Genomic DNA, 5,354 nt, shown 5'->3' with positions numbered 1-5,354 from the left:
CCGCCCGCACCGCCCGCACGGCGCCCCCGCACCGCCCCTCGGAGTGAACGGCGGCGCTGGACTGGCACTCCGCTTGACCGAGTGCTAATCGCGGTCATAGTCTCAGGCCTGGCACTCCCGCCTGGAGAGTGCCAACACAGCGACGGGCAGGTCCGGCACCCGCGACGACGGATCGACCTGGTCGCCACCTCAGACAGTTGACCCCGTGAGATCTCCGAAGGGGGAGGTCGGATCGTGACGACCACCAGCTCCAAGGTTGCCATCAAGCCGCTCGAGGACCGCATCGTGGTCCAGCCGCTCGACGCCGAGCAGACCACCGCCTCTGGCCTGGTCATCCCGGACACTGCCAAGGAGAAGCCCCAGGAGGGCGTCGTCCTGGCCGTGGGCCCGGGCCGCTTCGAGAACGGCGAGCGCCTGCCGCTCGACGTCAAGACCGGCGACATCGTGCTGTACAGCAAGTACGGCGGCACCGAGGTGAAGTACAGCGGCGAGGAGTACCTCGTCCTCTCGGCTCGCGACGTCCTCGCGATCGTCGAGAAGTAGTCCACCTCAGCGGCAGCAACCGCGGCGCGAGCCGCGGGACGCCTCCGCGACATGCTTTGCGAGCTGCGCCCCTGGCCCCCCGCCGACAACGCCGGGCGCGAGGGGCGCGGTTCGTTTTCACCGGCGATGGCGGCCGCCCGGCGCGGCCGAGGATCGCAATCGAGAGGACTTGGAACGCTCCCATGGCGAAGATTCTGAAGTTCGACGAGGACGCCCGTCGCGCCCTTGAGCGCGGCGTCAACAAGCTCGCCGACACCGTCAAGGTGACCATCGGCCCCCGCGGCCGCAACGTCGTCATCGACAAGAAGTTCGGCGCCCCGACCATCACCAACGACGGCGTCACCATCGCCCGCGAGGTCGAGGTCGAGGACCCGTACGAGAACCTCGGCGCCCAGCTGGTGAAGGAGGTGGCGACCAAGACCAACGACATCGCGGGTGACGGCACCACCACCGCCACCGTGCTCGCCCAGGCCCTGGTCCGCGAGGGCCTGCGCAACGTCGCCGCCGGCGCCTCCCCGGCCGCCCTGAAGAAGGGCATCGACGCCGCGGTCAAGGCCGTGTCCGAGGACCTCCTCGCCACCGCGCGCCCGATCGACGACAAGACCGACATCGCCGCCGTCGCCGCCCTGTCCGCCCAGGACAGCCAGGTCGGCGAGCTCATCGCCGAGGCGATGGACAAGGTCGGCAAGGACGGCGTCATCACCGTCGAGGAGTCCAACACCTTCGGTCTGGAGCTGGACTTCACCGAGGGCATGGCCTTCGACAAGGGCTACCTCTCGCCGTACATGGTGACCGACCAGGAGCGTATGGAGGCCGTCCTCGACGACCCGTACATCCTGATCCACCAGGGCAAGATCGCCTCCATCCAGGACCTGCTGCCGCTGCTGGAGAAGGTCATCCAGGCCGGTGGCTCCAAGCCGCTGCTGATCATCGCCGAGGACGTCGAGGGCGAGGCCCTGTCGACCCTGGTCGTCAACAAGATCCGCGGCACCTTCAACGCGGTCGCGGTCAAGGCCCCCGGCTTCGGCGACCGCCGCAAGGCGATGCTCGGCGACATGGCCGCCCTCACCGGCGCCACCGTCATCGCCGAGGAGGTCGGCCTCAAGCTCGACCAGGCCGGTCTGGACGTGCTGGGCACCGCCCGCCGCGTCACCGTCACCAAGGACGACACCACCATCGTCGACGGCGGCGGCGCCGGCGACGAGGTGACCGGCCGGGTGAACCAGATCAAGGCCGAGATCGAGACCACCGACTCCGACTGGGACCGCGAGAAGCTCCAGGAGCGCCTCGCCAAGCTGGCCGGCGGCGTGTGCGTGATCAAGGTCGGCGCCGCCACCGAGGTGGAGCTGAAGGAGAAGAAGCACCGTCTGGAGGACGCCATCTCCGCGACCCGCGCCGCGGTCGAGGAGGGCATCGTCTCCGGTGGCGGCTCCGCGCTGGTCCACGCCGTCAAGGTGCTGGAGGGCAACCTCGGCAAGGAGGGCGACGAGGCCACCGGTGTCGCCGTCGTCCGCCGCGCCGCCGTCGAGCCGCTGCGCTGGATCGCCGAGAACGCCGGCCTCGAGGGCTACGTGATCACCGCCAAGGTGGCCGAGCTGGAGAAGGGCCAGGGCTTCAACGCCGCCACCGGCGAGTACGGCGACCTGGTCAAGGCCGGCGTCATCGACCCGGTCAAGGTCACCCGCTCCGCCCTGGAGAACGCCGCCTCCATCGCCTCCCTGCTCCTCACGACCGAGACCCTGGTCGTGGAGAAGAAGGAGGAGGAGCCGGCCGACGCCGGTCACGGTCACGGCCACTCCCACTGACCGCCGGCGGCCGTGAGGCCGCGCCGGTGAGACGTACGAGGCCCGGTGCCCCCGTCGCGGGGGCACCGGGCCTCGGTGCGTCACCGGTCCTCCTACGCCGAGCGGCTCAGCTCCGCCGGGACGACGGGATCGGCGAACGGCAGCCCGCGCGCGTACCGCTCCAGCTCCGCCAGCGCCGCGTCCGCCATCCGGTGCAGCTCGTTGCCGAGCGAGCCGGCGACATGCGGGGTGAGCAGCACGTTCGGCAGCGAGTAGAGCGGCGATGCGGGCGGCGGCACGTCCGGGTCGGTCACGTCCAGCACCGCGCTCAGCCGCCCCGAGACGAGCTGCGGCAGAAGCGCGCCTTCGTCGACGAGCGAGCCGCGCGAGGTGTTGACCAGCGTCGCCCCGTCCGGCATCAGCGCGAGCTGCCGTCCGCCGATCATGCGGTATGTGGCGGGGAGCTGCGGCGCGTGCACCGAGACCACGTCGGAGCGGGCGCACAGCTCGTCCAGACCGGCGCGCACCGCGCCGAGCGCGGCCGCCTCGGTGTCGGTGACGTACGGGTCGTACAGCAGCACCTCCAGGTCGAAGGGGCGCAGCAGCTCGATCACCCGCCGCCCGATCCGGGAGGCGCCGACGACGCCGACGGTACGGCGGTAGTTGCCGCTGTCGGCCAGCTCGGCCAGCCAGTCGTGGCCGGCCCGCAGCTCCTCGTAGCGGCGGGCGGCCCGGCCCACCCGCTTGCCGGCCAGCAGGATCACCGCGAGCGTGTACTCGGCGACCGGCAGCGCGTTGGCGGCGGCCGCCGAGGTGACCGCGATGCCCCGCTCCCAGCAGGCGGCGGTGACATGGTGCTTGACCGAGCCGGCCGCGTGCACCACGGCCCGCAGCCGGGGCGCCCGCGCCAGCACCTCCGCGGTCAGCGGGGTGGCGCCCCAGCAGGTGAAGAGCACCTCCGCGTCGGCGAGCGCGGCGGCGACCGCCGGGGTGGGCGCGGTCAGGTCGTGCGCGACCAGCCCGGGGTCGGTCCGGCTCAGCTCGGCCAGCCTGGCGCGGTGGGCGTCGGTGAGCAGCCGCTCGGGGATGCCGGGGCCCATCGCCAGCAGCAGCGCGGGCCGGTCCTCCGGTCGGCGCGGGGGCGCCGGCGCGGGCCGGTCGTCCGGCTGCCGCTCCGGTCGGCGGGCGGGCCGGTTGTCAGTGGCGGGGTGCATGGTGGAAGTCGAACTCCTCACAGGGTTCGCATGGGGTGTCCTCGCCGGGGTCACTTGACGCTGCCGGCGGTCAGTCCGGCCTTCCAGTGGCGTTGGAGGGAGACGAAGGCGACGACGAGCGGCACGACGGCGAGCAGCGAGCCGGTGACGACGAGGGGGTAGAAGCCGGGTTCGGCGTGGGCGTTGCTGTTCCACGCGTACAGGCCGAGGCTCAGCGGGAAGAGCCGCTGGTCGGAGAGCATCACCAGGGGGAGGAAGAAGTTGTTCCAGATGGCGGTGAACTGGAAGAGGAAGACGGTCACCAGACCGGGCGTCACCATGGGCAGGCCGACGGAGAAGAAGGTGCGCAGCTCCCCGGCGCCGTCGATACGCGCCGCCTCCAGCGCCTCGCCGGGTATGTAGCCGGCGCAGAACACCCGGGAGAGGTACACCCCGAAGGGGTTGACCAGCACGGGCACGAGCACCGCCCCGTAGGTGTTGACCAGACCGGTCTCGGTGGCCAGCAGGTACATCGGCAGCGCCAGGGCGGTCCCGGGCACCAGCACGCCCATCAGCACGACGCCGAACAGCTTCTCCTTGCCGCGGAAGTCGTAGGTCTCGAAGGCGTAGCCGGCCGCGACGCAGACGAACGAGCAGACCAGGGCCCCGCCGCCGGCGTAGAGGAGGCTGTTGAGGTACCAGCGGAAGTAGATCCCGTCGCCGTAGTCAGAGAGCCGGGCGAGGTTGCCGCCGAGGTCGAAGCCCTCGAAGGAGAAGGCGTCGCCGCCGAGCAGCCCGCCGGCGTCCTTGGTGGCGGCGGTGACCAGCCAGACGAGGGGGAAGAGCATGTAGAGGGAGGCCAGCAGCAGGGCGCCGTTGACGGCCGTCTTCGACATCCAGCGGCTCTGGCCGGGCCGGCCGGTCCCGGCGGGGGCGGTGGTGCTCATGCCGTGCGCTCCTTGCGGTTTCCGGCCAGCCGGGTGACGGCGAACGAGAGCAGCGCGGCGGTGAGGGCGAGCAGCACGGAGGCGGCCGCCGCGAGCCCGTAGTCGTTGCGGTCGAACGCCGCGGTGTACGCGTACATGTTCGGCGTCCAGGTGGAGGTGACGGCCGAGCCGGTGCCCTTGTTGAGGATCAGCGGCTCGGTGAACAACTGGAGCGAGCCGATCACGGTGAACAGGGCGACCATCACCACGGACGCCCGGATGAGAGGGAGTTTGACGGCGAAGGCGGTGCGCCAGGCGCCGGCCCCGTCCACGGTGGCCGCCTCCAGCACGGAGCGGTCGATGGCCTGGAGGGCGGCGTAGAAGATGACCATGTTGTAGCCGAGCCACTCCCACAGCGCGATGTTGACCACGGAGGGCAGGGCGCCGGAGGGGGAGAAGAAGTCGAAGCCGACGCCCCCGGCCTCCATGGCCTTCACCACCGGGCTGAGCTGGGGCGTGTAGAGGTACACCCAGATCAGCGCGGCGATGATGCCGGGCACGGCGTGCGGCAGGAACAGCGCGAGCTGGAAGAAGCGGCGGGCCCGGGCCAGCGCCGAGTCCAGCAGCAGCGCCAGCGCCAGGCCGCCGGCGAGCAGCAGCGGGATGTAGACCAGGCAGTAGCCGAGCAGCACGAGGAAGCCGTCGCGGAAGGCCGGGTCGCCCAGCGCCGAGGTGTAGTTGCCGAGCCCGCTGAAGACGGTCTCGGCCCCGCCGAAGCCGAGCCCGGACTGCCGCTCGGTGAACAGGCTGAGCCAGACCGCGTAGCCGATCGGGACCACCATCACGGCGGTGAACAGCACGAAGAACGGCGCGAGGAGGAGGGCCGCCGCTCCCGCCCGGGCCCGCGC

General features: G+C 71.6%; 5 protein-coding genes. 2 read left to right on the top strand and 3 right to left on the bottom strand.

Features of this window, described 5'->3' with window-relative positions; translation table 11 throughout:
* Window positions 1–234 precede the first annotated feature (234 nt).
* Both groES and groL read left to right on the top strand, forming a co-directional pair.
* The gene (gene groES, locus C6N75_RS21770) at window positions 235–543 is read left to right on the top strand and encodes a co-chaperone GroES (RefSeq protein ID WP_010471835.1); all 309 of its coding nucleotides are present in this window, start codon (window positions 235–237) and stop codon (window positions 541–543) included.
* Between the two features lie 182 nt (window positions 544–725).
* On the top strand, window positions 726–2,348 hold the full coding sequence (gene groL / locus C6N75_RS21765; RefSeq protein ID WP_105870587.1) for a chaperonin GroEL: 1,623 nt from the start codon (window positions 726–728) through the stop codon (window positions 2,346–2,348).
* A 92-nt stretch (window positions 2,349–2,440) separates the two neighbouring features.
* Here groL and C6N75_RS21760 read toward each other — a convergent pair whose 3' ends face one another.
* The 3 genes from C6N75_RS21760 to C6N75_RS21750 form a co-directional block, all read right to left on the bottom strand.
* Window positions 2,441–3,427, bottom strand: coding sequence for a hydroxyacid dehydrogenase (locus C6N75_RS21760; protein ID WP_258177535.1), 987 nt, complete (start codon window positions 3,425–3,427; stop codon window positions 2,441–2,443).
* 164 nt (window positions 3,428–3,591) lie between these two features.
* Window positions 3,592–4,467 carry a carbohydrate ABC transporter permease gene (locus C6N75_RS21755; protein WP_105870585.1) on the bottom strand — a complete coding sequence of 292 codons (876 nt, stop codon included), beginning with the start codon at window positions 4,465–4,467 and terminating at the stop codon, window positions 3,592–3,594.
* Window positions 4,464–5,354 (bottom strand): carbohydrate ABC transporter permease (locus C6N75_RS21750; protein ID WP_258177534.1); only part of this gene is annotated, 891 nt, incomplete at its 5' end. The genes C6N75_RS21755 and C6N75_RS21750, both read right to left, overlap by 4 nt.

The sequence above is a fragment of the Streptomyces solincola genome, assembly GCF_002982015.1.
GTDB lineage: Bacteria > Actinomycetota > Actinomycetes > Streptomycetales > Streptomycetaceae > Streptomyces > Streptomyces solincola.
This window is presented reverse-complemented; position numbering and strand designations above follow the sequence as displayed.